Genomic DNA, 26,648 nt, shown 5'->3' on the forward strand with positions numbered 1-26,648 from the left:
CGCTGACCTGGAGGTTCGTTGGCAATCCGGTTCGCCGTCGACGAATTGGCGATAGAATCGTGAGAAGGGCAAAAGTAGCGTGAGAACCTACACATGCGGAGATTGCACGTCCCCCTACATGACGCGGCGGGCCTTCAACCCTGCCTGGAGTGGAGCTTCCTTGACGACATCGCCCGGCGTGGGGGCGTGGACCATCTTTCCGGTGCCGGAATAGACACCCACGTGTCCAGGCCCATTCGGCCCCCAGCTGCCGAAGACGAGGTCGCCGGGCCTCGCCTGGTCGATCGGGATCTCGATGCCGACGCCCCACTGCTGCTCCGAGGTGCGGGGGAGGGAGACCTTGCCTGCGCTAGCCGCGTGCACCGCGTACGAGGTCAGACCTGAGCAGTCGAACCCACCGCCGGAGGGTCCGCCGGTTCCGCCGCCACCCCACACATACGGGGTACCGAGGTATTCGCGAGCGGCCGTGACGACTTGGCTGCTGTCACCGGAAGTGTTCGGGATGAATCGGCCGCGGGCATTGGGATTGGTGAACCCTGTGCGGGCCTGCAGGATCGTGGGCACGTAATTCTCGGTCTGGGCGAAGGGCGGGATACCGCCGAATTTCTGCACGGCGCCGGGACCGGCGTTGTAGGCGGCAAGTGTCAGCTCGATGGGGTCGCCGGTGGCCCGGCCGCTGGCGATGTAGCCGGAAACGTCCTGGTACAGGGCGCACATGAAATGCGCCTGCGACATCACCGCGTCACCGATGGAGTTCGGGTCGGCCTTCCCGTCGCCGTCGTAGTCCTTACCCCATGTTGCCCAGGTGCCGGGCATGAACTGTGCGGGACCCATTGCTCCGGTGTCCGATACCGGGGCATGGGGGCCGTGCCGGAATCCGTTCTCCTGCTGGAGCTGTGCGGCGAGCAACGGAGGGTCAATCTCCGGGCAGACACTGCCGGCGCGGCGTAGCCACGGCTCGAACTCGGCCGGCACGATCCCGAATGCCAGCTCGCCGCCGCCCGCCATGCCGAAGCCGGAGCAGTCAGCTGTCGACCGGGATGCGGCCACGAGTTGGATGGGACTGTTGCTGGCGGTGTCGGGGTCGCCTCCGCCAGTGCCGTTCTGCTTGGCGATGTCGGGTAGGACGGTGACGGGGTCGAGGGCTGTTCCGCCCTGCAGTCGGCCGCCCTGCCAGTACTCGAAGTGCAGGTGCGGGCCCGTCGATCCGCCGGCGTTGCCGATGTCGGCGATGTGGTCGCCGGCCTTGACCTGCTGGCCTGGCTTGATGTGAATTCCATCGGCGAACATGTGGCCGTAGACCGTGCTCACGGGCTTGCCGTCGACGTTCGAGTCGATGACCACCCAGTTCTCGAACCCGACCCCGGGCCCTTCGCCGGAGTCCCCGGCCTTGACGACGTTGCCGTCGAGCGCGGCGAGGATCTTCGTGCCGACCGGCCCGGCAAGGTCCACTCCTTGGTGCTGGGCTCCCCAGCGCTCACCGAATCCGGAGGTGAACGTGGTGGTCCCAGGTTCGACCGGCAGGCGAATTGGTCCGGACACGGTCAGCGTCAGATCCTCGGCGATCGACCCCGCGCTGTTGGCGCTGTCGGAGGTGACGGTCCGGCACGGGTCTCTCGGGATGACCGGTGCGCCCAGTGAGCACGCCGATGTCCCGATGATGATGCCGATGGCGCCGGTGAGCAGTAGCGCCCGTTGGGCGCCGCCGATGTTCACAGTCCTCCCGGGATCGGGGTGTCGAGTTCCGGGATCGGGATCGGACCGGGAATCGGTGTCGGGTCGTTGCCTCGGCTCGGGGCGGTTTCCGGTTCGTCGAGATCGAACGTCGGCTGCGGCGTCGTTGACAGGCTCGACATCGATGTCGGCTGCGGCGGTGTCGTTTCGGCCGCTGTGGTGGTCGGTGTCGTCGATGTGAGTGGTGTGGCCGTGGTGGTCGCCGGGGCGATCGTTTCGACCTCGGAGAGGTCGAGGGTCGGTAGGGGAGTGTCGACCACCCACCGCTTCTCACCGTTGACCTCGTCGACGTCGACGGTGAGCGTGATCCGCAGGTCCCCGGCCTGCGTCGGAACGGTCACCCGCGCGGTTCGCGTGCCGTCGGGCCCGTCGGTGAGCGTGCTGACCGTGGGGCCGGTGATGACCACCGTGGTTCGCGGCCGGGCCGCGACGACGTGCTCTCCCGGCTTGTCGGCGGTGTGGCGGCCGATGGTGCTGGCCCACATCGCATCCGACGGTGTGGTGTCGACGAAGGCGTGCGCGTAGGCCATTGCGGTGGCAGGCGCGCTGGAGGCGGCCCAGGCTACGGTCTTGGCGGCGACCAGGGACTCGTTCACTTCGTCGAGGTCGTAGCTGATCACCTCCGTGGGCGTGACTGATTCGACGGTGGTGTCGGCCTGGTGGGTGACTGCCCGCGGCGGAGCGTTCTCTCCGAAGGCCGCGCCGGCGGCGAACAGCAACGCCACTGTGCCGGCCACCGTGATCGCCAGGTGGGTGCGGGAGTAGAGCACCCATCGGCGAATCGGTGCGAGGACAGGGTTGGGTCCAGATGACGACATCAGATGTACCGGTCCTCAGGTGTCGTGCGAGCTGGGGCGGCGGCGTTCCACACCTTCGCGTTCGGCGGCGCCTTCGCCGGTGAGCGGTGCGGAGTGGACGCGGTGGCGTGATGTGCCGCTCGCTGGCCACGGGTGGGGGTGTAGACCTTCATCGGGGCGATGGCCGAGCGGTCGCCGCCGTCCCACCGTTGCCCGACGCTGGCGGTCAGCAGTTCCTTGCGGGCGCGGCGTTCCTGGACGAGGTTGTCGGCCTCTTTCTGGTCGAACCTTTTCCACGCCGCGGCGCCGGACCTGACCGCGCGATCGGCGTCCTTGCTGTCGACCCCGCCCTTGCCGCGGGCGATGTCGCGGCTGGCCACGGCAGCGATCCCGGCGAGACGTGCATCGCGATCGGCCGCGGCGTCGGAGGCCTGGCCCAGGCGTGCGGCCCGGCCCAGCCCCTGCGCCTTCCGGGCATCGGCCCGTGACTGCGTGAGCGTCTGCTGGCGGCGGTTGCCCAGTGCGCGACCCTCGGGCCGAGTGACCGTGCTCGCCCCGTCGTCGTCCTCCTGTCCGTCGCGTCCACGGCGGGCGAAGCGCTCGGTGACCTTTTCCGTGATCGCCTGCGCGGGCCCGCCGACCGCGAAGCTCGCAGCGTCGAATGCCTTGCGTTTGATGGACTTCTTGGCGCTTCGGGCTTTGCGGTTGACCATGCTCGCACTGTTTTGTGTGAACGTCTGGCTCATCCGTTTGAACGGCCGCATGATCGCCCAGCACACGACGGTCAGCAGCACCATGAACCACAGTCGCCAGGACCCTTCGACGGCCCCGTTCGAGTTGACGTAGAGCTGGACCAGCGCCATCAGGTAGAGCGCGACGATCACCGAGCCGGCCACGCCCCACATGTAGGCCGAGGCGAGCATGCGCATCACCCGGGCCAGCCACCCGCCGTAGGCGATCGCGACCGGAATCCAGATCGGGGCGAACAGGACCGCGAACCGGATCGCCAGCAGTGCGGTCAGTTTCAGCAGGGACGCGCCGATCCACAGCAGCGAGGGCATGGCCAGCTTGATCATGCCCATGAAGCCGGTGGAGGTGCGGCCGGAGTCCTTGCCCTGGAACTGGTAGTAGGAGAGCTGGTAGTCGGTTTCGAGATCGGTGACGATCTCCCGGAACTGGTCGGCCTTCTCCTCGGCGAGCTGCGCTTGGGCCTTCGGATCGTCCTTGACCGCGTTCTGCTGGTCATAGGTGAACGCCAGTGAGTCTCGGAGCTTCACACCGAGGCCAGCTTTATCCTCCGGGTCGTAATTGGTACCGAACCATCCCTTGCGCCAGTCGGGAAGAAAAATCTGGTCGACCAACACGTTTCGGGGGTCGGTGCTGCCGCCGGCGAGCGTGCCTCCGTCGTCGCCGAACTGCACCGCGAAAATCTGGTCCTGCGTCTCGGTGATCAGCGCCCCGAATGTCTCGTCGGCCACCTGGAGCGCCTTCTGCGGGGCCCCGACCATCAACGCGCCGAGCGCGAGCCCAGCGGCGGCGATCGCCGCGGTCTTCGTGACCCCGGCTGTGTCGGCTGTCAGGGCTTTCCACAGGATCATCGAGGCCACGACGACCAGGCCGATGCCGACCCATTGCCCGTAGAGGTCCCGCATGCCCTCGGTGATCGAGAAGACGATCTGGTCGAACCGCTCCAGGGCGGGCGTCACCCCGGCCGCGGTGGCGTCCTGGCCGGTCTTGGTCTGGTCGTCGAGCCAGAACGCGGCGGCCGCCATTGACTTGCCGATGGTCAAGAACGTGTTGCCCAGGGTGGTGTCGCCGACCGCACCCGGTGCCTTGACCAGGTCCGCGCCGCAGCCGAGGTCGTAGGTGTGCCACTCGAGCCCGGCCCACCCGTAGGTCTGATAGCCGGTGCCGCCGGTGGTCGGCCGGTCGGCGCTGGTCGAGTCGAAGGTGATCTCGATGACCTCGTTCGGGAACTCCGGCGGCGGGACGTCCTGGCAGTCGAACCCGCCGGCCGCCGCGACAGCGCCACCGAGTCCGATCAGCGACACCGCGGCCAGCATCAGCACCACCAGAACACGCCCTACGAGCCCCGTACGCCACCCGAAACGGCGCGGGGAAGGGGAACGGTCCATCAGTGCGGCTCCGGGCCGCAGTGGGCTCACGCCCCACCCCCGATCGCCGCGCGGGTAGCTCGTGAGTCCAGGGCGTCGAACACGTGGGCCAGGTGCACGTAGTGCGTCCAGTCCGAACGGATCAGCTCGATGTCGTCGGCCATCTTCACGATGAACCGGCGGGCCTGGTCCAGATGCTCGGTGTCGGCGTCCTCATCGAGGGTGTCCTCCCCGCCGCCGCCGAGGCCGGCCAGGAGTGACTCGTAGCCCTCGCCGAGCGGAAGATTCAACAGCTTGAGCGCACCCTCGATCGCGTGGGCGTTGCCGCCGAGATCACCGATGACCACCTCGTACGTCAGCGCGGACTTGTCGTCGGTGCCGTCGAGGCCGAGGTAGTCGTCGGGCAGCTGCGAGCACACCAGCGCGCGAACCTTGTACTTGCGGCTGTCGCGGGCGATCCGCAGGTTCAGGGTGCGTCCGGCGCCGGTCTGCTCGAGATACTTGTTCTCGTCGAGAAAGAGCACCTTGCGTTCGTAACGCGGCAGCTCGTAGACGAGCCGGTTCGCCATCCACGCCGCCATATGCATCAGCGGGCCGGCCATCCGCTGCTGCGGGGTCCACTGCGCCGGATCGGTGCCCTCCGGGGGTAGTTGCAGGCCCGGCATCGTCAGGACCGTCAGGCGCACGTTGCGCCCGCCGTCCTCACCGTCGCCGATGGTCCCCTCCTCCGGGAAGAGCACGCGAGCCTCGGCGAGCTGGGACATCATCGCCAGGTCCTGGTGGATGGACCGGGCGCAGGAAATCAGGTCGACGTTGATCTCGTCCTTGCCTTCGCCGATCGTGGCGATGGCGGCGAGGACTTCGCTCAGGTTGTGACGGCGGTCGCCGCCGACCATGTTCGCCGCGGTCTGTAGAACCGTCTCGGTCCATTGATGGTCGAGGCGCGAGGGCGTGAGCATCATCTTCAACACCGACACCGCCACCGAGATCCGCTCCGCCTCCGCGGCTCGCAGATCCGCCTCGTACTGCGACTGCGCCGCGGCGACCGGATCGGCATCGTCGGCGTAGTCGGGATTGGACGAGTCGTACTCCGGATCCTCGCGCCGAGGGTCGACGATCACACGGTAGGGGTTGAGCGATCCCGGACGCGAGGTGCGACCGGTCAGCGCCTGCACCTCGGCGATACCCCGAAACTCGGGCAGCTGCGCAAGCTTCTTCAGCGGCCCCGACGGGTCGAGCACCACACCGTAGGCGCCCGCCCGCACCGCCTGGTAGACGAGCATCCCGGCGAGGAATGTCTTACCCGAGCCGGGCACCGCGACGATCGGCGTCAGACCGGACTTGTGCTTCTTCTCGTGCGCGGCAAACAGATCCCACACCGCGGGCCGCGGAGCGATCGACGCGGTCTGCCCGACCACCACGCCGGTGCGGTCACCGATCCGGTCACCGACCGCGGCCATGCCAGCGGACAGCGCCTCGACGTTCATCCGCCGGCAGTGCGCGATGTTCGCCAGCGGCTCACCCGGGATGAACTCGCGCAGCAGCTGGTACTGGCCGTGCTCGGGTTCCAGACGAATCCGCGGCGCGTACATCTCCTGCAGCAGCGCGACTTTCTCCTTGGCCTCCTCCGGCGACGAACCGACGACGAGGACGCGGTACCAGCCCTGGGTGCGCACCGACAGGCCCGAGTGGTCCTCCTCGATGTCGGAGATCACCCGTTGGGCGAGTGCGTGCTGTTCGGCCAGTTCCTGCGGCGGGACCTGGTCGTGTTCGACGGTGTAGTGGTCGAATTGGGCCTCGATCTTCGACGTCAACCGGCGCAGGCCGCGCAGCGTCTGCCCCTTGGTCATGAGCGAGATCCGCTCGGACCATTCGAGGGGTTCGCCTGACGGATCTCCGATCACCTGCCACGGCAACATCTTCTCCGGGATCGGCAGCGGCGCCATGCGCCCGACCGTCAGGACGATCGCGTAGCCGGTGTAGTCCCGGCCGCCGACCTGGCCGCGCGCCGTGGTGTAGCCGTCGCCGGGGGTCAGCTCGAGGGTGGTGAGGTCTTCGAGTGCGGCGACGTCGGATTCTTCCCAGTCGCCGCCGCCGCAGATCACGCCGTCCGCATCGAGCGGCAGCCCGAGTGTCGCCGAGCGCAGCATCAGGTAGTCCATCTGCGCCGGCGTCGCGGGTGTGGCGTTCACGCCCTGCCCGGACAGGTGCCGCTCGATCGTGGCGAGATGGTCCGCGATCGCCTTCTGCTCATTGAGGAACGCATCGCGCGCCCACTTGCGCCACAGCTGAGCGAACGTGCCCAGCAGTGGCCAGTCGACGACAGGAACCAGCCACTGCCCGACCGTGTCGAGCCCCTGCGCGAGCACCGAGCGCGGCGGCAGCTCCACGCCCCAGTAGCGGCCCTTCTGGGTCGGGTTGCCCCACAACATCGCGTGTTGTTGCCCGCGTAGGTAATCCGCCCACGACAACGCACCCGGCACGTCCGGGATCGGATCGGCCCACGCGTCATGCGCCTGCGCCCACTGCCGCACCGGCCACGGTGTGCGCACCAGCCGCCGGTGCAGCCCCGTCACACCGGCCTCGGCGAGGTTCGCCACGACCAACCCCTCGTTCTGGATGTAGCGGCGCTGCTTGCCGACCGGACGCATGTTCCACGGTCCCGGCGGCTGCACGAACCACGCCGTCGACTGCCGGCGCGTGCGAGTGACGTTGCCCTCCACCCCGACCAGCGCGAGCCGCACCGCCTTGCGTTCGCGGTCGGCGCGCTTTTTCGCCGCCGCGGCCTGCCTGGTGAACTCCGCCGCCGGGTCGGCGCGGCTGCGGCGCTTCTTTCCGCGGCGCGTGCCTTTCGCGGTGGGTTCTGGCTCCGCGTCAGGTGCGGGGGAGGGGGCCACGTCAGGTGTGGGGGCTGCGATGTTGCTGTTCGGAGCCTGTGACCAAGCCAATTCCTGGGCCGGGGCCGGTGTGGCGGCCGCTCGGTTCGCCGCCATCGCCGCCGCCCACGATGGTGGCAACGCACCGGGCGCAACGATGGCCGGCTCGGGCTCGGCGAAGTTCGGATCGAACAGTGCGGCGATCTCGTTGTCGGGCTGCAAAGTCATCGGGAGTACTCACCTTCGATCGGCGTGACGGCATGCGCGCTGCCGGCGGCGCGGGAAATGGCGGGAATGCGGAGCACGACGGTCTGGTCGGGCTTCGGCGGGCGCGGTGCGTTCAGGTCGTTCCACGCGGCCCGGATCACCGACCGGACCGGGCGGTCGGCGTTGACGAACTTCGTCACCCGCGCGGTGAGCACGACGGTGATGACCACCATCACGACGAGGGACTTGAAACCCAGCGGCACGTGCACGACGGCGCGGGCGAGGACGAAGACGGTGACCATGAATGCGGCCCCGAGTCCGAGCGCCGCGTACCGAATCCGGACGGGCAGGGTGAACCCGGTTGGGCCGAGGTAGTGCTGATCCACCCGGTGCAGCAGGTCGTCGTTGTCGATCACAGTCGGCTCCCTTCGATCGTCGATTGGTGATCGGGCACGGCAGGTCAGACCACTCGGATGCCGAACAGGCCGAGAATCCAGTTGCCGATGCCGGTCGCGGCGCTCTCACTGCTCGCGAGGGAAAAGAACGCGATACCGACGAGCGACAGACCGCCTACGGTGAAGACCTTCGACAGGTTGCCGCGCAGGCCGCCGAGGAGGACGACGCACGCGATCAGGGCGAGGATCGTGAAGATGATGTTGTCGCCGATCCACGCGCGCAGGCCGCCAGTGGTGACTTCGGTGTTCTGGGCGAGTACGTCGATGCTTCCGGGCGGGGTGGTCGCCAGTTCGATGACTGCGGACGTGAGGGACATGAGCACTCTCCATCGCTGAGTTCGGTAGGTGCATCTGAATGTGGATGCGCACGACCGTAAGTCGATTTCGCTTTTCATCTCAACGGGGTGTCCGCGCCGGGATCGGGTCATCGGTGCAGGTGAACGGGGGCGGTGCGGCATCGGGAATGTCGTTTCCAGCGATGGGTGCGAAGCGGCGGCGCGGCGCGGCCGGAACGATCTCGATGGGCAGCCGGCAATCAGGCTGCGCGTGAGGGGATTCCCCGCGGTGATTCGAACGATGGGGGCGGCCCGTGTGTCGGCGCGGCGATCAGGACCCTATAAGGCGCAGGGGTTGGAGGCTCGCGTATAGGAGTGCGATGGAGCGTCGAGCTATGGGTCCACACGGGCTCTGTGGGCGTCAGGTCGGGCGGTGTGCGCACCCGGTGCAGACGGCGGGTCCAAAGGCCGCGCCCAGACGGGCTGTCGCGGCAGGTGCGCAGCGAGCGGCTCGAGCACCCAGTGCGCCGGTGCGTGGAGACAGCGCTCGGTTGCGCGGTGAAAACGGCGCCGGATTCGGCGATGGATTTCGGCGGTGGATTCGAGCGCTCGGAAAAGCGCCTCCCGCGGCCACCCCCTCCGGGGGCCACTCCCCCCCGGCGTTCCTTGGGGGGGAGTGTAATCCAGAATTGCGCTCAGCGCCAACGTTATTCGGAACGCCCATGTAGAACGCTATGAGCAGTGCTCGAACCAGTGCGGCGGCGAGCACTCACCGCCGACGCGTGTCTACGCGTTCCGCAGCGCTCACAACACCGCTCGATCGCACTGGCACACCCACCCACAGAGGCACGTGGCGAAGCACTCGACAAAGCACTCGCGCGAGCGCTGAATCCCGCGCCTCACACTGCCCCGTGGAGCACTCGGTGAACGCCCCCGCAGAGCGCTCGAACGAGCGTGCCGAACAGTGGTCGACAGAGTGCCTCGGCGCAGCGGTCGACATACCGATGCAACCACCGCTCACACAGGCGGTGAACACGGCGCCCGTCAGGGTGCGAGTCGAACATGTTGAGGGTTCGGCAATCCGGCCTGGAGATCTCGCGAGAGCGGTGTTCGTCGCACCGCCGGGGTGCGCCGCACGAGGGGAACACCCCGTTGAGGAAAATCGCGGGTTTCTGTCACTGTGCTCAAAGACGTCCCCCGGACGGCGTTCAGGATCGAAACGATCGAAAGGCACAGGCGGTGAGCGGAAATCACGACCCACTCAAGGACTGGTTGGTCGCGGCGTGGCGCGACATCTTCGGCGATTCCGGCGACGGTCGCGGCAACCAGGTCAGGGAGGACGGCCAGCCGACCCGCATCCGCCGTTTTACCCCGCTCTCGCCGATCACCATCGTCGCCGCCGGCCTTGCTGTGTACTCCCCGCGCCTGATGTCGGCGGCCACCGACAACGAGACCGTCGTCGAGGTGCTGACGAAGCTGCACGGCCACCGGGTGCTGCTCGTCGCCGCCGCTGCCCTGCTCGTCATCGTCGACGTCCTGCGCCACCGCACGCACAGGTGGTCGCAGATGCTCGAATCGGTGGTCCGGCAAGGCACCGGACGCCTGCCGAAGACGATCGCCGTCCCGTTCCCGCCCGGGTGGCGTGTGATCCGACGCGCGACGATCACACTGCACCGCGGCACCGTCATTCGGCCCAAGCAGTTCGAGGAGGTCTCCCGCGCGATCGCGGCCGCGTTCCCCGGCAGTGACAAGTGGGAGGTCAAGGTCCGCCACGAGGCCCACCACGACCGCATCATCATCGCCCGTAAGACCATCACCCCGGACACCCGCTCCGACCGCCAGAAGGTCCTCCAGAGCGCGCTCGATGACGCCTCGATCTTCAAGGACCCGAAGGTCACTGTAGAGACTGTCGACGAGGCCGGCGTCGAGACCGGCTACCGGATCGCGTTCGAGAAGTCGATGAACGCAGGCGCCAAAGGCTTCCAGCTCAAGGTCGAAGAAGCCCTCGCCTCCCTGGCGGGGCAGCACGAGTCCGGCCGCAACTGGACCACCGACTGGTACCCCGACAAGGGCTACCTGGTGATGCGTCTGGTCACCGCGATGCCCTCGCGCGTCGACCACCCGCTCGAATTGGTCGACGAGAACCTGCGGCACCTGCCGTATGCGACCGGTGCCGCGGACCGAATCATGTACTGGGACGTCTCCACCAGCTCCAACAAGCCGCATTGCCTGATCGTGGGCCCGACCGGTGGCGGCAAGACGTCGGTGATCCGCACCCTGCTGACCGAGGCCGCCCGCCGCGGGGTTCCGTTCGTCGGCGTCGATCCGAAGATGATCGAACTCGACGGCCTCGAGGGCTACCCCGGCTGCGGCGCGATCATCTACGACGCCCTGCGCGCAGCGATGTTCGTGCGCGCACTGCACACCGAGATGATGGCCCGCAACGCCTACATCCACCAGATGAAGATCGAGGGCTCGCAGCTGCCGCTGATGATCGCGGTCCTCGACGAGTTCTTCATCCTCTCCGGCAAGTGGCAGCGCCTGGCCAAGACCGGTGACGACGAGACCCGCGAACAGCTCAAAGAACTCGACCCGCTCGGGGCGTGGGCCGACCTCGCCGTTCTTGCCCGTTCGGCCGGTATCCGGCTGCTTCTTGGTGTGCAGCGCCCCGACGCCAGCCTGTTCGGTGGCGCGTCCGGTAACGCGCGCGACAACTTCGGTACCCGCATCAGTCTCGGCAACCTGTCGCAGGACGGTGCGCTGATGATGTGGGGCGACTCGACCGTCGGCCGTGAGGTCGACACCTCCGTCAAGGGACGCGGCATCGCGCTCGGCGACGACGGCCGGCCCGTCGACGCGCAGATGTGGTGGACCCCCAACGTCGACCGCCACCCCAACAAGTGGAACCAGCTCGCCGAGAGTGAGAAGGCGATCATCGACGGCCTCAAACCCACCGAGGCCCCGCAGTTCACCTGCTACTCGCAGGAGCTGGCCTCGTTCATCGAATCCGAGCGCGCCCTGGCCACGCGAGTACGCAAGCACGGCCGTGCTCCCGAGCCGATCGTCATCGGGGCGACCGCCGCCACCGACGACGGCACGTCCGTCTCGTCACCGACTGTGGACGCCGCGCCCACCGGCGACGACGACTTCTCGGACGTCATTCCGGCCTCCGCGGTCGAGGCCGGCCAGACCGTCCTCGTCGACGACGACAACGGCGAACTCGTCCCCGTCACCGTCGACTCGGTCGACGTCCGCCGCGGCGTCAAGGGCGAGGTCGTCGAGACCGTCCTGACCGTTGGCACCGGCCGTGTGAAGACCCGCATCACCTTCGACGCCACCGGCGTCGTCGTCCTCCCCGAACCCGACCTCGTAGGAGCGCCTGCATGACCGCCGCGAACCCGCCTGAAAGGACCGACATGCATCTGCCCTACGCGACGGCCGCCAACGGCGAAACCCTGTCCTGGAATATCTCCTCCCACGCAGCCTGGCCGCACTGCCTGATCGTCGGCCCGACCGGGGGCGGCAAGACGTCGGTGATCCGCACCCTGCTGACCCAGGCCGCCCGCCGCGGCATTCCCTTCGTCGGCATCGACCCGAAGACGATCGAATTCGACGGCCTCGAAACCGAACCGAACTGCGTCACGATCATCGGCGATGCCCTGCATGCCGCCGAGTTCATCCGAGCACTGCACCGCGAGATGCACGCGCGGGTGGAATGGGTTCAGGAGAACCGGGCACAACCGACAGACCTTCAGCCGCTCATGGTCGCGGTCGACGAGTTCTTGATCCTTTCCGGTAAGTGGCAGCGCCTGGCCAAGACCGGTGACGACGAGACCCGGGCGCAGCTCACGGAACTCGACCCGCTCGGGGCGTGGGCCGATCTCGCTGTTTTTGCCCGTTCGGCTGGTATCCGGTTGTTGCTTGGTGTGCAGCGTCCCGACGCCAGTTTGTTCGGTGGTGCGTCCGGGAACGCGCGCGACAACTTTGGTACCCGCATCAGTCTCGGCAACCTGTCGCAGGACGGTGCGCTGATGATGTGGGGCGATTCGACCGTGGGCCGTGAGGTCGACGCCTCAGTCAAGGGACGCGGCGTCGCGCTCGGCGACGACGGTCGGCCCACTGCCGTGCAGATCCGAGCCCCTGAGCAGGCCCCCGCAGAAACAACCTTTACGGCGATGACCTGGTACTCGCGGGAACTCCCGAATTTCCTCGACAACGTCTCCCGATGCGACTGACCTCAGCTCCATCAACACCACCACCGAAAGGGAACACCCATGAGCCGCCGTATCTCCCAGTCGATCACCCCGACTACCGAGGACGTGGCCGCGCTGCGCGGACCGTTCGTCGCCAAGGGGGCGAACGACCCTGTCATCAAATCGCTGCGCGAGTACTTCAAGAGCTCGGTCCCCGCATGGCTGGCCAAGCTCAGTGAGGAGCAGGAGCTGACCCGCGAGCGGCTCGCAGAGATCCGGGACGCCTCGTCCAAGCGTCGCGTCGTCATCGAAGCGCTGCCCGAGGGAAGCGCCCGCGACAAAGCCCTCGCCGAGCTGGAAACGGCCGAGGCCGTCGTCGACGACATGGACACGGCACTGTCCGGCGCCAGCGCCTTCGGGGTCAGCTGACGATGACGCCGCCGACCGTTGATGTCGAGATCACCTCCACAACCACTGCCCGCGCCACCCTGGCGGACGCAAACGTGCCTCCGATGAACCTGGAGGCGAACGAGAGCAAAACCCTCTCCACTGTTGTGCACGAGTTCCTACACACCATGGCGCAGACGCAGGGCGCTGACGTCGAGGTCGTCTACCGGACGGCAAAGGACACTCGGTTTCTGACCGTCGGCCCGGACGGGAAGACGGAGGAACGCGCCCCGAGCATGCCCCTGCCAACCCTCACGCAGACCGCGCCCGAACCGGTGGCGGCGGAGCCTGTCTCCACGCCGCCGCACGGGCCGGTGGTCGGGGCGGCCGAACAGATCGCCTACGAGGCGACCCCGCCACCCTCCGATGCCTCCGCACCTTCCCCAGTGGGGCAGCGGCCGGCAGAGCCGATCACAGGCCCAATCGCGGGCCCGCTGGACGTGCTCGGGCAGCTGTCCGCGCCGCGCGCGAACCCCGCGGCGAGCGACCCTGCTCGGCTCGGTGCGCGTGGCCGACTCAACGCCATACTCGGACTCGAGCTCGCACCGAAGACGGACTCCCTCGAGAGGCGACTGCGCGATTCGCAGACAACGATCGCCCGCCCGCTCCCCGAGGACGCAGTGATCACCTTCGCCAACCTCAAGGGCGGCGTCGGCAAGACCCCGATGTCGATCAGCCTGGCCGAGACGCTGGCCGAGCACCGAGGCCCCGCCACCGTCACGTGCATGGACCTCGGCGAAGTCGGCGGCAGCTTCGCTGATCGCGTGGCCGTTCCTCCAGCCGCGGGCAAGGACATGGTCGGCCTGCTGGCCGCGCTCGACCCGGCGGCCACCGACGTCCGGCCGTCGACGCTTGCCCGCTACCTGACGCGTCAGCCGTCCGGCTCCGACATCATCGCCGAGCGGGACGGGGCCAACTCGCCCCTGAGCTACGACGACGCCGCAGCGCTCGGGGCGATCCTCGGCCGGCACCGCGACGTCCTGGTCGCTGACACCGGAAATTCCAGCTATGCCGGGAGTTGGCGCTGGGCGATCACGGCCGCGCACGCGGTGATACTCCCGGTTCCGCTGCGCCGCGACGCCGCCGCGGCCGCCCAGCGCACCCTCGCCACGATCGCAGCAGTCCGGCCCGACGTTCTCACCAACACCGTCGTGGTCATCACCGCCGGGCCCGGGGACGTGCCGATGGTCGAGATCGAGGTTGTCAACGCGCTCCCCGCGCTGCGGGTGTGCCGGATGCCGTTCGAGCCGTTGTTCGCCTCCGGCGAGCGAATTGCACTGAGCCAGTTGCGGCGGGAGACGCAGGACGCGTTGTCCGTGCTCGCGGCCACCGTTGTCGACCTGATGGCGGGCGCCGTGGGCTGATGCGCTGGCCCGGCCAGCCCGCTCGGGCGTGACCGTCCTACCTCCGATCCTTCCCATTCCATGAAGATCCGGCCCTCCCACGAGGGGCGAACCCAGATGAAAGGCGATGCTCGATGAGCAACGACATCAACACCGGTAGCCGCGCCGCCCTCCGCGCCCGGCACCGCCGCCGCAGCGCCACCCAGTCCGCCACCGCGCTCGCGGTGATCACCGCTGCCCTGGCCTCCGGAATCGCTCTGTCCCCGTCCGCATTCGCCGACCCGATCCAGGGCGGTGTCACGGGCGGCGAGACCCAGGAAGGTGTCACCGGAGGAGAGACCCAGAGCGGAACCACCGCCCCGACACCGGCACCCGAGCCCGAGACCGCATTTGTGCCGCAGACCCCGGCGGAACCGGTGTACTGGGCCACCCCGCCCGCCGAGTACCAGGACATCGAGTACCAGCCGCTCCCGAACTACGACTACGACACCAATGCATATGTCGAGCCGGAGAACTACTACCTCGCGCCGGTGGCGTTCGACCAGCTGCACCTGCCGACCCCGGTGGAGCCGACCGCACCGTTCATCGCGCCCCGAGACACCCTTCGTCTGGGTGAGCTGCACATCAAGCAGCCGAACTGGATCAGCGACCTGGACCGGGACCGCACCAACAACACGATGTCGGTTGTCCAGGCAGGGGTCTCGACCGGTTGGCGGTCGATCGGCGTGGAAACGAACCGGGCCGACCGAATCGCCGCCGCACAGGTCGGCGCCGGCGCACTGGGAGTGGTCACCGGTGCTGCTGCCGCCGGTGTTCCTGCCGCCATCGCCGGCGGGGCCGCTGTCGGCACCGTCGCAGGACTCGTAGGCGCTACCGCAGGCAACGCGTTCATCCCCGGCATCGGCTGGGCACCGGTCGGGGCCATCGCGACCGGCGCCGGTGCTGCGGCCGGGGCCGCGGCATTCGGGCTTCCCGCGGCAGCGCTCGGCGGCGTCGTCGGCGGAGCGGCCGCGGTCGCTGCGGTCACCCCGATCGCCGCCGGCGACAAGGGCGAACCCCGGGAGATCGAGGTCCCGGACATCGACTCCGAGGCCGTGACGACGCAGACCGAGACCGTGCTCAGCAACTGGGAGAACTTCGGCCCGGTCGGTCAGGCAGCCGCCGACGCCGTCCAGGACACCGCCCTGGCTGCGCCCGCGATCGACCAGCAGGCCCGCGACTTCGTCGCCGCCCAGCCCGGCGGCGAGCAGATCATCGACCAGGTCGATGGCGCCCTGAACTCGTTCTTCACCGACGCCACCCCTGGCCTGGCCGGAAACCTGCTCTCGAACGCCATCGGCGGCGGCATTCCGACCGCCAACTGACATCGAAGAAGGCGGGTGCACACCATGAAGAAGCCGACCCTGAGCCGAAAGCCGCCGCGGCATCCCGCCGTGATCGACCTCCTCGTAGGCTCACCCACCGCCGGCCACCCGCCGGGCGCCCGCACCACGGCGCTCGGCGGCCCGGCCACCCCACCGCCCCCACCCCGGTCGCCTCTACCGTCCCCACGCGGCGGCCGCGGGCCGGGAACGAAGACGGTGGCCGCCGTCGCGGTGGCCGCCGTCGCCGTGGCCAGCGGGGTGGCCATCAGCCACCTGCGCAACGGAGACAGTGAATCCGCTGCTACCGCGGCCACAACCAGCGCCACCGCAGCTGCCGACGCGAACGGGTTGCCCATCCTGAACCTGCCCGAACCCGAACAGGTCGAACAGACATCCGCGTCGGACGGGGAGTGCCGGGCCGACCGCGGTGACCAGAAGAGCGGCGCGGGAGTGATCGCAGCGTTCAACCACGCCTACTACAGCCAGCGCAACGGCGAAGCCGCCCGCGGCCTCGCCACATCCACTTCATCGGTGCTGCCAGGTCCCGAGCTGCAGAAGGTCATCGACGCGGTCCCGATCGGCACCAACTACTGCCTGCGCGCCGTCGAACTGTCCGACGGGGTCTACCTCGTCGATCTGTCCGTGATGCAACCCGCCCAGCCGGTCAAACGCGGCACCCAGACCGTGACCACCCACAAGGTCGACGGACGCTGGTACGTCGACGTCTTCAACTGAGCCTGCCAACGCGACTTCGCCACCACAGGTGAGTTCGTCTACACGGTCATTGACTGGCGCAACGGAATCCGCGGCCCGGTCAACGTGATCGCACACAGCGTGGACGTGAGGACCGATGAGCGGTGCCGCGACCTCCTCAAGGACCTCGAAGCCGGCCGGTGGGAAATCAGCCACCACAACCGCGTCCAGCATTCTCGACAGGGACCAGTCATGAGAGTGCACACCCTCGAGGGGCTTTCTCGCGGTGCTACTGCTGCTCATCGCCGTCGCAGTGGTCCTGCTGTGGCCGGAGGTCATTTCGACGCGACGCCGTACTCATGATGGTCACTGCACTGGCCTCCATCGCACTCGGTGGCCGATCCTCGACCGCCTCGGCCTCCTCGCGGTCGGTGTGGCGCTCTGGCATCGGGCACATGCTGACTGCGTTCAAGACCGGTGCGTGGCGCTCGCGCGCCGCTACCCCCTTGAGGGCGTGCGTCGGATGGTGTCGAGATGTGGTCGAGGATCACGGCGATTACGTCCGGAGGATGGACCGAGCGATGCGGAAGGGCTCAATGACGCGCATTCGACCCTGTCAGGTTTGCTCGACAAATCTGTCTAGTCCGCTTGACTAGAAAGTGTCTAGCTGGTTAGACTATTCTGGTGATCGCAGAGGAACCGACCAGGAAGCTCGTCAAGCGCCTCAAGGCCGCGGGATTCACCGCAGAACGCACCGAAGGTAGCCACACCTTCTGGGTCGGCCCCAACGGAGCGGCGGTGTCCGTCCCCGACGGGCACAAAACCATCTCTCCGGGGGTGGTCCGGAAGGTGAACAAGGCCATCGAGGCCAGCAAGCAGTGACCGACCGCCGGGGCTGGCAACAGCCCCGGCTCAACCCCAAGCACCACAACCCAGATCCAACCCCATCGAAGGAATAAACCATGAAGGTCTACAAAGTCGAGGTGACCCGAGACGGCAAGTGGTGGATGGTGTCGATTCCCGAACTCGACGGATTGACCCAGGCCCGCCGCCTCGGCGAGACCGAGCAGATGGCGCGCGAGTTCATCGCGGTTGAAACAGGGACGCCCATCGCGGACGTTGTCGTCGACGTGGGAGTCGCCGTCGGCGCCGTCACTGATGCCAGCGCCCGAGCGGAGCAGATCCGCAAGGACCGCGAGGAGGCTGCCCGACTCGAGTCGCTCGCTCTCACGGAGTCGAGGATCCTTGCACAGTGCCTTGCGAAGGAGAACGTGCCCGTTCGTGACATCGGTGAACTCCTCGGCGTCACGTTCCAACGTGCGAGCCAGCTCGTGAACTCGTAACCCTCACTCTCTGCGAAGATCGGACGCGCCCGTCATCTATCGGTGACGGGGCGCGTTGTGTTTTGTAGAAGTAAGGTTCTGCCGGCTACGCGTGTGGGCGGTACCTGGGTGCTGCGGCCGTCCGTGGTCGACAACGCCCGTGTCCGCCGCGTCGCATAGCCGCCGACAGCCGGCCAGTTCCTCGCACTATCCGCCTGTAGGGCGGTGACGCGGCCTGGCTCGGGGCGTGCCCGAGCCGCCACTTAGTCGTCCCACCCCGCTATTGTTTCGCCGTGACCCTCGCTGACATCACCCGCGAATCGGTGCTCGCCGCCATCACGGAGTGCGACGAACTCGGGCAGGACCAGTTTCTTGCCAAGTACGGCTTCGCACCAGCACGGTTCTATCGGGTCCTCTACGACGGACGCGAGTACGACTCGAAAGCGATCGCCGGCGTCGCCCACGCCTACGCCGCCGGCCGCGCGTTGACCGCCGCCGAATTCTCCGGCGGACAAAACACAGTGGTCAGAGCGCTCGAATCCCTTGGATTCACCCTCACGAAGGCACCGCAGGGTGCACCCGCGCAGCGCCGCGCCTGGCTGGTGATGACCAAAACCGAGTACCGCAGACTTGGCGGCGGGGAGAAGTACGACGACGACGCCGCCAGCCACTACAGCTGGGACAGCAATGTGGCGAACTCCCGCCAAGTCTCTCCCGGCGACGCCATCGTCGTCTGGGACCAGAACGACCTCATCGGCGCCTCGGTGATCGAAACGATCGCCGAGGGCAAGAAGGCCAAGGCAATCGGTCGATGCAGAGAGTGCGGAACCACGAACTACCTGGAGCGTAAGACGCTGCAGCCGCGGTACCGCTGCTATGACTGTGGAACCGAGTTCGACGAGCCGACATTCACCGAGTCGAACGTCAAGACATTTCGCACGACGCACGACCAGGGATGGGTCGACCTCGCCGGTGTACTCGACGCACCACAACTGCGCGCACTGTGTGTGAAGAACTACTCGCAGAACAGTATCCGCGAACTCCGCTGGGATGACTTCCGGGCAGCGGTCGAGGCGGCTTCACCGGGTCAGCCGCTCACGATCGTCGAAGCCACCAGCAGACAGCTCTCGGGCGGAGGTCACTCAACCCGCCCCGTCCGAGTGCGGCTCGGGCAACCCGCTTTTCGCGCGGAACTCATCCGGCGTTACGGATTGAACTGTGCCTTCACCGGACCATCACCAGCGGAGACGTTGGAAGCGTGCCACTTGTACAGCTACGCCGACGTCGGAGTCCATGACAGCGAAGGCGGACTCCTTCTCCGCCGCGATCTCCACCGGCTCTTCGACCACGGTCTCATCGCCATCGACAGTACCGACATCATCAATGTCACCGACGAAATCCGAAAGTATCCGCTATACGGTGCACTCCACGGACGCAAGCTGACGATTTCGATGAGTAAGAAGCAACGGGACTGGGTCAAGATGCACTGGGACGAATGGCGATCCGAGTCAGCGGGATCACCGGCTCGGTGACTTGCGCAACTCTTCGGTTACGGCAGTGATGTCCTACGTCCCGGGTTGAATTCTGTAGGCGTCGGACATCTCGCTGGATGACGAACGGGGCCACGGATTCGCCGCGCGGCCGCCGGCACCGACCGGGAGGTGCTCACCTCCGACGATCATCAGATCTACACCCGGGCACGCAGCCAGATCGAGCAGGCGGTGCAGGCGCTGCGCGACGCCGCGTCCACCGTGGCCGACCTGGACGCTGAACTCGCCGCCGCCGAGGACACGGCCCGCGCCGAGGACGAGCGTCGTCGCCAGATCGCGGAGTCCTCGACCCGTGTCGATCGTCTGGCACACGCCCACACGGCGGTTGCGGCGACGACCGCAACAGCCGCGACCCCGGTCACCGCCCTTACCGAGACGATCAGTACCCGAGCCCACGCATACCGGGATCTCCGGAGGCTGTGATGCTCGGCGGTTCGGATCGTCACCGGCGTAGCCGGGCCGTGGTCGGCGGCCGCCCGGGGTACTGGGGGACATGTCGTCATGGCAGGTCAAGAGCCGTTTCGGTTGCGCTGCAGCGTCGGTGGTTGTCAGGCCGTGGTGGGAATGGTGATCTGCTCTCTGCCGTCGATGGCAGAGAGCAGGTAGTGCGGGCAGGTGAGCACCTGTCGCGGCACGGCAATCGCCTGACGGTCGGTGTCGAGGTAGAGGGGTATGCGAGCTGTCCGTCTCGGTGGCTGCCGGTGTTCGGGTCGACTACGCGGAGGAAGTATCCGTGCGAGGCGCCGGGGGTCGAGAAGATCGCGCGCGCCTACTCGGCGGGCTCGGCGGGCGGCAGATATCGTGGCCGACTCGTTTCGGCGTCGAGGGTGTGTACGAGGACCGTGTACGGCGAACCCGGCCACGGCGGGGAACCATTGCTCGGCCGCGACGTCGAACGCCGCGATGGAGTTGTGGATCCGCAGCTCGACGTTCATTCCGGTGCGCGGCCGCCAGAGGGCCCGTCTCCGCGAGAAAGAAGACGCGACCACCGCTCTGCGTCGCGTGAGTTGGCACTCAAGGATGTTCGACTTATTCCCGAGCGTCACGCTCCGCGTCACGGTCCTCACGGCGGCCATCAGTTGTGTAGTGCTGGGCGAGGCGCTCGAGGATGGCTCCGGTCCGGGGCCACCGATCTCGCACGGATTCTGCCCATGCGCGATGCTGGGCAGCGAGCTCGCGCTCCTGGTTGCCGCCGGTGTAGATGCCTCGGATTGTGTCCCCCCGTTGATTTACTCGGGCAAGTGCCAGAGCGTTTTCGAGGTCGGGGTCCTGCTCATGCTCGAGTACTTCGCGTACCGCGAGGCAAGGCCACGTGCCGTCCCCGTCAGTCGTCGTGTGGACGCCTAGCGTCTCCCCGATGATCCGAGACGCAATCCGGGCCCGGTTTCGCGTATGTAGGGCCTCCCGCGACTTGTTCACCCATGCTTGGAGGGTGGCGGCGCTCGGCGGCGTTTCCACCGTGCCCCCTGGTAGGGGTTGGTCCCAACCATGCAGGAGTCGGAAGCATGCGTCGCTGAACCGGTATTCCTCGCCCTCCAAGGCGGCCGTAGTCGGCTCGTCCATCGCCTTCGCAGCCGCGTCGTCGTCGCCCGGATCGGATTCGTCGGGCCGGTACACGCGACTCACGACGTCGGCGAAGGTCTCGGGTTCTCGTGCGAGCTCACGGTGCAAGGCTCGTGGGGTCCGCTGGTGGTCCAGGATTGGCAGGTAGAAGAACTCTAACTGACCCAATTTGTTGTCGGGAACGCCAGCTGCCTCGAGGCGGTCCAGGAGGCCGCCGACCTGGTAGTCGATCGACAGGTGATGGGCCGCCTCCGCAGCGGTGCCTGTGATAGGGGCGGTCAAGACCCGCAACATCAGCTCGGTCGAAATACCGGGGGTGTGACGAGCGTTTGCGGCCGTGATGGCGCTGAACGGCCGGTCCGCGTCAAGGAGGCCGGTGCACACCCTCTCGATCGTCTCGTTGTTCGCGCGATACGGGGACAGCTGCGTCCAGAAGAGCTCCCGCTGGCCCTCCTGTGCGTCGTCCACGAGGTCCAGAACCGCATTATTCAGGTCTGCGGAAAGCAACAGTAGGGCTGCCTGGTTCGGACGGGCGGTGACCTGCTCGGTGAGCCAACTGGACGATCGTGAGCGCAGATTCGCGAAGTTCGAGGCGAAGGTCAGAATCGGGTGGTCGGCTTCGGTAGACAGGAGGTCCAGAACGCGTTCATCGAGTTCGTCGGTCACCTGTGCGAGGACCTGGCCAACCAGTTCTGGCCTTTCGGCGGTTTTGGCGAATTCTGCTACTGCGGCGATTCCTTCAGTTGTGAGTTCGAGGACGGCTTCTCGCCGGCGCCGGGTAAGTTCGTCCTGTTCGTCGTCGGTTTCGGTGGCGATGTCTGCTGCCCACTCGAATAGGGCAGTGGGCGAGGCTTCGTTCACCGGTGCACCGTGGTTGGTGAGGAAGGTATCGAGGCCGCTCAGTTCCTCGGGTGGTAGCGACCACGCGGCGTCCGGAAGCTGTCGATGACGGTCGGCGACTTCGGCCACCGTCGTGAGGATCTCTTCGCGCACTGTCGGGTCGAATTCGTCCCATTTATCGCCGAGCGCCCTGACAATGCTGGCACGGTTGGCGGGCGAGACCCTGCCGACCAACCCCGCCGCTTTTGCCCAGTCCGTCGACTCGCTCGCTAGCAGCCGGGCACACACCTCCTCTACGGATTCGGCCCGATTCGAGCGAGTTCGCGGGGTGGGCCAGTCTCGATAGCGTGGCCCCGATCGAATCACTCCAACCCCACCGACCCTAATCAACGAAACCATCAGTTCGGTCCCCTGCTCTGGAACCGCATTAAGTACCGCATCGAGGACCGCGAGCCGGTTCGCGGAGGTGACTGCGCCCTGGGGTGTGGTGAGGTGGAGGAGCGCTTTCAGAGACTCATCCGGACGGTTAGAGAGTCGGCCACCTGGGTCTCGATCAGCGAGCCGAGCAAGAACGACCGCTACTCGTGAGACATGAGCGCGCGAGAATGCGAGGGTTTCGAGCGCCCACAGCAGAGCCGAATGCGAACTGCGTGTGTCACCGAGGCCGCTCTCGCGTTCGCTGAAGAGCGCCATCACCGGCGGGTCGTCCGCTCCCAGAGAGTCCTCGAGAGCAGTCAGGAAAGCGTCCGGCGCTGCTTCAGCGAGCAAGCCAAGGACATCGGTGAGTGCCATCCAACGATCCGCGTCGGCGCCGTGGAGTAGTCCCCGGACCGCGGTCGTTGCCACGCTCTGTCCCGACTGGCCGCCCGCCGCCGGCTCGTCGCCAGCGACAGCCCCGAGAATCGCCAATGTGGTTGCGAGACCTCGGCGAAGCCTGTTCGAGTAGCGGCGGCGCGGCCGGGTCGGGTCGAGCATCCGGGCCCGACGTTGATCACCCGAGAGGTTCGCATCGGGGTGTACCTCGGCTAGCACCTTCTGGACGTGTTCAGCGAACACCTTGAGGTCCTCGGTCGTCACGAAGGACCCGAGCGCGTCCCACGCGTCGACGACGTCAGTAAAATCCCATTGATCGTCGAGAACCCCAAGCGGCGCGTCTTCACCGGTCGTGTACGCCACAAGTTCCCTCGATAGGGCCCGCCACGACGGATGCCCGGTGAGAGCGGTGACGATTTCCCGATCACCGTATTCGTCCGCGTCCCATCCCCCGGCGAGCAGAGCGGATGCAAGGAGAGCCGCCGACTGCTCGCGAGCCCACGCCGGGTGCTCTTGCTCGTACCGGCCGAGGCGGCGCCGGACGGAGCCAAGGTTGCGACGGCACGCCCGCGCCAAGTCCTGCGCGCGGTAGAAGTCGAAACCAGTCTCTTGCCAAGCGGTTCCAGCAGAGTGCGGATCCAACGGTGCTAATCGACCGGGATCCTGCGCCGTCCGCGCCACGCGAGGCAAGACCACATGGTGGCCGGCGTCGAGAGCAGCATCGATCGAGTCCGGCACGAACGTCGGGATGAGGATGTGCGGCGACGGGTGGGTGCTCCACCTCCGCCACCCATCGGTGTCCTCGATGACGATCGCTCGCTCGCGGAGCGCCTCAAGCTCCTCCGGCTCACGCTGCGGTGTGTCCTCGATAACAGACGCCGTGGCATCGTCACCGTCATCCTCTTCGACACCTTTTGACTGCTGCTGTTCAACCCTTGGAGCAGGGCCCGGCCCTAGCGTCAATGCGGCTGCGACGAATGCAATGGCCTCGTCAACGCTGCCCGCCGCCACCTCGATGGCGCCTGGGTTTTCATCGAGAGCATCAAGTACCCGGACTACGTCAGGTCGACGACCGGCGACCAGGACACCGGCTGGGAAGGTCGGGACGGTCTGCTCTGACCAGCGACCGAACCAGGCAGGCAGCCCTGTGTCGCCCAGAGATCCCTTTCCGAGGTGCTCGGTCAACCAGGCTGCCACCCCCGGACACATCTCCAGCCACGTCGCCAGGTCATCGGCAGTCAACGCGACGATGTCTTTCCAGCCGTCTCTACCTGCTTTCATCTCTGTTGCCCATTTGTCCCCTGCACCCCACCGGCGACTCGTCACGAACACAAACGTCGTCGATGCCCGCTCTGCAGCAGACATCTCCTCCGTTCGCTTCTCGTAGTCTTCGGTTGCCTTTCTCTTCCGGGCGTAGTCCGTCCCGAACTCCCATACCGAATCACCTGCCGGCACGAACGGCTTCGCGCCCCCGGGGACCTTTACGGTGCCGTCCAGACCCGGGAGCGCAACGCTCTCAGCTGCCGGAATGCGGATGCGGTCAGGCCGCACTGTCGCCATGATGAGCCGCCGTACCAGGGTCGGCAGGTGCGCCTCGGAGTCGCGTCGACGGGACCAGTCATCGAGGTCAGTAGACGTCAGATGTTCGCCCATGTCCTACTTCCTGTACTCGCTGTCGAAGCCACTATGGCGCCGTCACCAACCTTGCCGAGCAAGGATGCACAACCCTGCGCGACAGAACGGGGAGCATTCTCTCATCTGTGCAGGGAGGGATACCTTCAGGTGCAACTGACGCGAGTCTCAAACAGTCCGGGACTAGCACGATCTGAGCGGTGGGTTGGCGTAGTGGGGAAGCGAATTGGCTCGGGCGGTCCAGCCGACTCCGCCACCTGACTTGCACAGATTTAGTACCCCGATCAGCGGGGAGGTAAATCCAGTGCAGCGAGGATGGCGGCAGCGTCGGGGGTGATCGGGTCGGTGGCTGTGTGGGGTTGGCCGGCGATGGTCACGCTGATCTCCTGCAACGGACGCAGGGTCTTCGCGATGCGCCCGATCGAGACTCCGGTCGCGGTCTGCAGGTAGCGGGCGAGGGCGAGTGCGGTGAACACGATCGTCAGGTGCGCTTCGATCGCCTCTCGGGTGTGGTGGAACATCGGCCGCGCCCGCAGGTCCGTCTTCGACATGCGGAACGGCATGCCACAGGTCGTGGTACTTCGCGATCACCTCGCCGGGTCCCATGATCGCGGCGGGGATGTTGGCGGATGTAGCCCTTCAACCCGATCAGCGATCGGGCCCGTTCCAGAGCCGAGGTGTCGAGGCTGCGGCCGTCGGCGGTGGTCTTGACGAACCGGGTCGACTTCGGCGACTTTCCGCCGTCCACGACCGCGCGGGCCCGTGCTTCCTGCGCGTTGAGGGTCTGGTTGTCGCGAACCGCGCGCTTCTTCGAGTACTGCCACACCGCCCGCCACGAACTCGGGTGCGTGGCAGGATCCCGGGCCGGTTCGGCGCGCTTGTTCACGTTGGTGACGACGCTCTTGCCATGGCGGGGTGTGACGGTGTCGATGGTCTAGCCGGCGGTGAAAACGTTACCGTTCCAATGAAAGTGATTTGCAGAGCCGACGATGAACTTCAGCCCGGCCTGGTCGAGCAATTTCAGGTTGTTGGCGGAGAGCATGCCGGCGTCGGCGGGCGACGATCTCGACGCCGGCGGTGTCGTGGCGGTCCTGGAACTTCCGGATGATCGGCACGATGGTGTGGGTTTCGGCCTTGTTCCCTTCGAAGCAGCCGATCTCGAGGGGGAATCCGGTGCGGTCCGACGACGATCTGTGGGTCGACCCGGCGTTCCTTCGAGTAGCCGACCTTGCGGAGGGCGTCTTCCTTCTCGGCCTCGAAGTACGGCGTGCTGACGTCGTACAACACAAGGCTCAGACCGCCGGTTTCGGCGGCGTACTCAAAACATCTCTTCGCCACTCGATCTCGGTAATCACTTGTCGCGCAACGCTTCAATGCCTTGGCGTAGGTGTTGCGATGGTCGGGCGTCATGCCGATCTCGCCGACGACTCGACTGGTGTCGCTCATCGACGTCGGCTCGACGAGTCGGCCGACGACTAACTGGAAGAACGCCTCGTCGTCGAGTACGTCGAATCCCAGCCGGTGCCACGCCGCGGAGATGGCGTCGATCAGCCAGCGGGACGGCTTCGACACGATCACCGACCCGCGTTCCCCACCGCCGCCGAGGTCGAGGTCGAGTTCCTGCTGGCCGTCCTGCAACTTCTCGCGGGCGGTCTGCAGCAGGGCCGCCAACTCACTGTCGGTGTGGGCGGAGCCGAGGTGCTCGAGGATCTTGTGGCGGACGCCGTCCTTTGCGGCGATCTGCACCGCTGTCGCACCCGACGCGGTCCGAACCTTGCGGATGAAGGCGGCCACGACTGGCGATATTACCGATCGATTAGTGCCCCAATCGGCCGACCCGCGATCCCGCTACCAGCACAAACTGTCAGTCAGTCCCGGAAATCGCCGTCAACCTGTGCAAGTCAGGAGAACCGAATGGCTGGCGTCCTTGCGTACCTGCGCGTCCTCTAGCCGTGCGACCCTTGCCTGGCCGGTGGCTGTCCCACCCGGGAGGTTGATGAGCGACCAGGGTGCTCGGTGGCGGAGTCATTCGTTGCCCCACATGTCGGAGAGGGCACGGGCGAGAAGTTCCAGGACCCGTTGCGCGTTGTGTCCCGGGCCGGGTGTCGGTCCGAAGATGGCGGTGGCGAGCAGCACAAGGATCGCGAGCACCACGGCGGACGCGCAGCCGACCACGAGGATCGTGAAAGCCAACGGGTAGACCTGCGTGAGGTAGGCGAGTGCATCGATCATTGGGAGTGACTCCTTCGTGGTTTTGCGTTGATCCCAATGAACGTCACGGCGCCGCCGCCACCGAACGCCAGCGGATTCAGGAAAAGTTGCCGGGCAGTTGTTGTCGCAGGTCGATGGCCGCTTATGGTGTGAGGAAATTTCTCCGTTGCGGAAACATGCTGGCAACGAGGAACACAAGACCGACAAGGTGGAGGAGCT

The 26,648-nt window shown here is 66.9% G+C and carries 17 protein-coding genes and 3 pseudogenes; 10 read left to right on the forward strand and 10 right to left on the reverse strand.

The window, feature by feature from the left end; all coding sequences use genetic code 11:
• Positions 1-114 precede the first annotated feature (114 nt).
• Genes CJ177_RS46255 through CJ177_RS46280 form a run of 6 tightly spaced genes read right to left on the reverse strand, consistent with a single transcriptional unit; the run spans position 115 to position 8,500 of the window.
• Positions 115-1,716 carry a peptidoglycan DD-metalloendopeptidase family protein gene (locus tag CJ177_RS46255; RefSeq protein WP_095871063.1) on the reverse strand — a complete coding sequence of 534 codons (1,602 nt, stop codon included), beginning with the start codon at positions 1,714-1,716 and terminating at the stop codon, positions 115-117.
• Positions 1,713-2,552: a hypothetical protein gene (locus CJ177_RS46260; protein ID WP_095871064.1), complete on the reverse strand. Its 840-nt coding sequence runs from the start codon at positions 2,550-2,552 to the stop codon at positions 1,713-1,715. Before CJ177_RS46260 ends, CJ177_RS46255 begins: the two co-directional genes overlap by 4 nt.
• Positions 2,552-4,666, reverse strand: coding sequence for a hypothetical protein (locus tag CJ177_RS46265; protein WP_257015104.1), 2,115 nt, complete (start codon positions 4,664-4,666; stop codon positions 2,552-2,554). Before CJ177_RS46265 ends, CJ177_RS46260 begins: the two co-directional genes overlap by 1 nt.
• A 26-nt stretch (positions 4,667-4,692) precedes the next feature.
• A complete protein-coding gene (locus tag CJ177_RS46270; RefSeq protein ID WP_095871066.1) occupies positions 4,693-7,749 on the reverse strand; it encodes an ATP-binding protein in 3,057 nt (1,018 codons plus the stop codon).
• On the reverse strand, positions 7,746-8,144 hold the full coding sequence (locus tag CJ177_RS46275; RefSeq protein WP_095871067.1) for a hypothetical protein: 399 nt from the start codon (positions 8,142-8,144) through the stop codon (positions 7,746-7,748). The genes CJ177_RS46270 and CJ177_RS46275 overlap by 4 nt, the downstream gene beginning before the upstream one ends.
• 44 nt (positions 8,145-8,188) lie before the next feature.
• Positions 8,189-8,500, reverse strand: coding sequence for a hypothetical protein (locus CJ177_RS46280; protein ID WP_095871068.1), 312 nt, complete (start codon positions 8,498-8,500; stop codon positions 8,189-8,191).
• Positions 8,501-9,697: 1,197 nt separating this feature from the next.
• Here CJ177_RS46280 and CJ177_RS46285 point away from each other — a divergent pair.
• The 10 genes and pseudogenes from CJ177_RS46285 (at position 9,698) to CJ177_RS46335 (ending at position 19,793) form a co-directional block, all read left to right on the forward strand.
• Positions 9,698-11,845, forward strand: coding sequence for a type IV secretory system conjugative DNA transfer family protein (locus CJ177_RS46285; RefSeq protein WP_095871069.1), 2,148 nt, complete (start codon positions 9,698-9,700; stop codon positions 11,843-11,845).
• A 32-nt stretch (positions 11,846-11,877) separates the two neighbouring features.
• Positions 11,878-12,591 (forward strand): annotated as a pseudogene (locus CJ177_RS46290) (type IV secretory system conjugative DNA transfer family protein); the annotation flags it as partial.
• Between the two features lie 141 nt (positions 12,592-12,732).
• Entirely contained in the window at positions 12,733-13,080 is a 348-nt protein-coding gene (locus tag CJ177_RS46295) for a hypothetical protein (protein ID WP_095871071.1), read from the forward strand.
• Positions 13,081-13,082: 2 nt separating this feature from the next.
• Positions 13,083-14,462 (forward strand): ParA family protein, encoded by a 1,380-nt coding sequence (locus tag CJ177_RS46300; RefSeq protein WP_095871072.1) that lies wholly within the window; start codon positions 13,083-13,085, stop codon positions 14,460-14,462.
• Positions 14,463-14,575: 113 nt separating this feature from the next.
• Positions 14,576-15,805: an insoluble domain protein gene (locus tag CJ177_RS46305; protein ID WP_095871073.1), complete on the forward strand. Its 1,230-nt coding sequence runs from the start codon at positions 14,576-14,578 to the stop codon at positions 15,803-15,805.
• A gap of 24 nt (positions 15,806-15,829) precedes the next feature.
• Positions 15,830-16,540: a hypothetical protein gene (locus CJ177_RS46310; RefSeq protein WP_257015105.1), complete on the forward strand. Its 711-nt coding sequence runs from the start codon at positions 15,830-15,832 to the stop codon at positions 16,538-16,540.
• A gap of 642 nt (positions 16,541-17,182) precedes the next feature.
• The gene (locus CJ177_RS46320; RefSeq protein WP_061700365.1) at positions 17,183-17,380 is read left to right on the forward strand and encodes a type II toxin-antitoxin system HicA family toxin; all 198 of its coding nucleotides are present in this window, start codon (positions 17,183-17,185) and stop codon (positions 17,378-17,380) included.
• 80 nt (positions 17,381-17,460) lie between these two features.
• The gene (locus CJ177_RS46325; protein ID WP_095871075.1) at positions 17,461-17,841 is read left to right on the forward strand and encodes a HicB family toxin-antitoxin system; all 381 of its coding nucleotides are present in this window, start codon (positions 17,461-17,463) and stop codon (positions 17,839-17,841) included.
• Positions 17,842-18,113: 272 nt separating this feature from the next.
• Positions 18,114-19,352 carry an HNH endonuclease gene (locus CJ177_RS46330; RefSeq protein ID WP_095871076.1) on the forward strand — a complete coding sequence of 413 codons (1,239 nt, stop codon included), beginning with the start codon at positions 18,114-18,116 and terminating at the stop codon, positions 19,350-19,352.
• A 129-nt stretch (positions 19,353-19,481) separates the two neighbouring features.
• The gene (locus CJ177_RS46335) at positions 19,482-19,793 is read left to right on the forward strand and encodes a hypothetical protein (RefSeq protein ID WP_095871077.1); all 312 of its coding nucleotides are present in this window, start codon (positions 19,482-19,484) and stop codon (positions 19,791-19,793) included.
• Between the two features lie 125 nt (positions 19,794-19,918).
• Here CJ177_RS46335 and CJ177_RS46340 read toward each other — a convergent pair.
• From CJ177_RS46340 to CJ177_RS46355, 4 genes and pseudogenes are all read right to left on the reverse strand, one after another.
• Positions 19,919-20,359: pseudogene (locus tag CJ177_RS46340) on the reverse strand (N-formylglutamate amidohydrolase).
• Between the two features lie 40 nt (positions 20,360-20,399).
• Positions 20,400-24,239 carry a hypothetical protein gene (locus CJ177_RS46345; RefSeq protein WP_095871078.1) on the reverse strand — a complete coding sequence of 1,280 codons (3,840 nt, stop codon included), beginning with the start codon at positions 24,237-24,239 and terminating at the stop codon, positions 20,400-20,402.
• A gap of 263 nt (positions 24,240-24,502) precedes the next feature.
• Positions 24,503-26,012: pseudogene (locus tag CJ177_RS49720) on the reverse strand (IS1634 family transposase).
• A gap of 231 nt (positions 26,013-26,243) precedes the next feature.
• Complete coding sequence (locus CJ177_RS46355; RefSeq protein WP_095871079.1) at positions 26,244-26,450, reverse strand: hypothetical protein; 207 nt, start codon at positions 26,448-26,450, stop codon at positions 26,244-26,246.
• Positions 26,451-26,648 lie beyond the last annotated feature (198 nt).

This window comes from Rhodococcus sp. ACPA1 (assembly GCF_002300195.1).
Taxonomy (GTDB): domain Bacteria; phylum Actinomycetota; class Actinomycetes; order Mycobacteriales; family Mycobacteriaceae; genus Rhodococcus_F; species Rhodococcus_F opacus.

What these genes read in the sequence shown, in the direction of transcription:
- CJ177_RS46280 (WP_095871068.1), bottom strand. Translation starts at nt 8,500, where the DNA reads ATGTCCCTCACGTCCGCAGTCATCGAACTGGCGACCACCCCGCCCGGA.
- CJ177_RS46325 (WP_095871075.1), top strand. Translation starts at nt 17,461, where the DNA reads ATGAAGGTCTACAAAGTCGAGGTGACCCGAGACGGCAAGTGGTGGATG.
- CJ177_RS46265 (WP_257015104.1), bottom strand. Translation starts at nt 4,666, where the DNA reads ATGGACCGTTCCCCTTCCCCGCGCCGTTTCGGGTGGCGTACGGGGCTC.
- CJ177_RS46305 (WP_095871073.1), top strand. Translation starts at nt 14,576, where the DNA reads ATGAGCAACGACATCAACACCGGTAGCCGCGCCGCCCTCCGCGCCCGG.
- CJ177_RS46270 (WP_095871066.1), bottom strand. Translation starts at nt 7,749, where the DNA reads ATGACTTTGCAGCCCGACAACGAGATCGCCGCACTGTTCGATCCGAAC.
- CJ177_RS46295 (WP_095871071.1), top strand. Translation starts at nt 12,733, where the DNA reads ATGAGCCGCCGTATCTCCCAGTCGATCACCCCGACTACCGAGGACGTG.
- CJ177_RS46355 (WP_095871079.1), bottom strand. Translation starts at nt 26,450, where the DNA reads ATGATCGATGCACTCGCCTACCTCACGCAGGTCTACCCGTTGGCTTTC.
- CJ177_RS46345 (WP_095871078.1), bottom strand. Translation starts at nt 24,239, where the DNA reads ATGGGCGAACATCTGACGTCTACTGACCTCGATGACTGGTCCCGTCGA.
- CJ177_RS46300 (WP_095871072.1), top strand. Translation starts at nt 13,083, where the DNA reads ATGACGCCGCCGACCGTTGATGTCGAGATCACCTCCACAACCACTGCC.
- CJ177_RS46310 (WP_257015105.1), top strand. Translation starts at nt 15,830, where the DNA reads ATGAAGAAGCCGACCCTGAGCCGAAAGCCGCCGCGGCATCCCGCCGTG.
- CJ177_RS46260 (WP_095871064.1), bottom strand. Translation starts at nt 2,552, where the DNA reads ATGTCGTCATCTGGACCCAACCCTGTCCTCGCACCGATTCGCCGATGG.